The organism is Burkholderia latens (genome assembly GCF_902499045.1).
Taxonomy (GTDB): domain Bacteria; phylum Pseudomonadota; class Gammaproteobacteria; order Burkholderiales; family Burkholderiaceae; genus Burkholderia; species Burkholderia latens.
Genome location: NZ_CABVPL010000105.1, coordinates 1 through 1395 on the forward strand (window position 1 = coordinate 1; position 1395 = coordinate 1395).

Below are 1395 nucleotides of genomic sequence, written 5' to 3' on the forward strand. Positions count from 1 at the left end.
GGCTGCCGCCGCCCGACTGCGCGGCCGCGCCACCGGCACCGTTGCTGCCGCGCGGCGCACCGCCGACCAGCCCGGCCAGCCGCGCGCCGAACATCCCGCGCCGCGCGGCCGACAGCGCGATCACCGCGCAGGTGAGCAGGATCAGCGCGAACACGAGCCAGCCGAGCGGCGAGCGCAGCCGCAGAATGTCCGACACCGCGCTGCCGATTCCGTCGACGCGCGTCGTGCGGGCCGCGGCCGGCTGCAGGAACAGCGACACGTTGTCGTATTGCAACCCTTCGATACTGTGCGCGACGAGATCCTTGACCATCGGCGCCATCGCGCGCAGGTCCACGCCGGGCCGGTAGCGGATGTACACGGCCGCCGACGACGGCTTGATCTTGTCCGCGAGCGGATCGTTCTCCGGAATCACGACTTGCACGCGCGCGACCACCACGCCCTCGATGTCCTGCAGCGTGCGCGACAGGTCCTGCGACACGCCGTACAGGTAGCGCACGCGCTCCTCGGCCGGCGTCGACACGAGCCCCTGCTTCTGGAACAGCTCGCCGAGGCTGGCATAGCTCGGCTTCGGCAGCCCGTTCGCGTGGAGCACGGTCAGCGCCGCCTGCATGTCGCCATCCGCGACGCTGACCTGCCATGCGTTGCGATCCGACGTGTCGCGCGCGTCGTTGTCCTTCGACGCGCTGATGCCCGCATCGCCGAGCACGGCGATCATCTGGTTCGCGTCGCGCTCCGACAGGCCGGAGTAAAGCTCCTTCTGGCAGCCGGCCAACAGCGCGAGCAGCCCCGCGAGCAGCGCACGCGCCGCCCGGCTGCGCCACGCATGCATGCGCGGCGTCGAATCGATCGTCGTCATCGTTTGTCCGCTTCAGGGCGCGCGGCCGTTGCAGGCACACGCACCGGCTTTCGTCACTCCTGCGTCTTCAGCACCGTGTGCGTGAAGCCGTTCGCCGCCTGCGCGACCGACAGGCTCAACTGGTATTCGGAAATCGTGGTGGTCGCCGTCCACTGGAAATCCATCGCCTGCACCATCGTCATCAACGGATCGCTGCGGTTGTCCGCCATCGACGTCAGCATCTCGGTGCGATGCTTGTCGATGTTCGCGTACCGCGTGTCGAGATCGTTGCCGTACGTGCGCAACCGCTCGACGAGCGACGACTGGTTGGCCTGCGCGGGCGTCATCTGCACCGCCGGCGCCGCATCGGCCGCCGCGCGCGACATCGCGACGCCGGACGCCGACGGCGGCGTTGCGGCCGGCGACGCGCCCGGTTGCATCAACGCATCGAACTGGCGCACCTGCGCCGGATCGGACGCCGTGCCCGCCTGCTGCGCGGCGCCCGCGAGCGCGGCCGCGCCCGGCGGCGCCGCGCCTACGCCTGTTACCGACATGATCGT

At 70.5% G+C, this 1395-nt stretch carries 2 protein-coding genes; both read right to left on the reverse strand.

Going from position 1 to position 1395, the window contains the following annotated elements:
- Positions 1 to 856, reverse strand: an 856-nt coding sequence (sctJ, locus tag BSE24067_RS32140; protein ID WP_174905004.1) for a type III secretion system inner membrane ring lipoprotein SctJ, incomplete at its 3' end; no start/stop codon positions are given.
- 53 nt (positions 857 to 909) lie between these two features.
- A complete protein-coding gene (locus BSE24067_RS32145) occupies positions 910 to 1389 on the reverse strand; it encodes a hypothetical protein (RefSeq protein WP_174905005.1) in 480 nt (159 codons plus the stop codon).
- Positions 1390 to 1395: the final 6 nt, after the last annotated feature.

What these genes read in the sequence shown, in the direction of transcription:
- BSE24067_RS32145 (WP_174905005.1), bottom strand. Translation starts at nt 1,389, where the DNA reads ATGTCGGTAACAGGCGTAGGCGCGGCGCCGCCGGGCGCGGCCGCGCTC.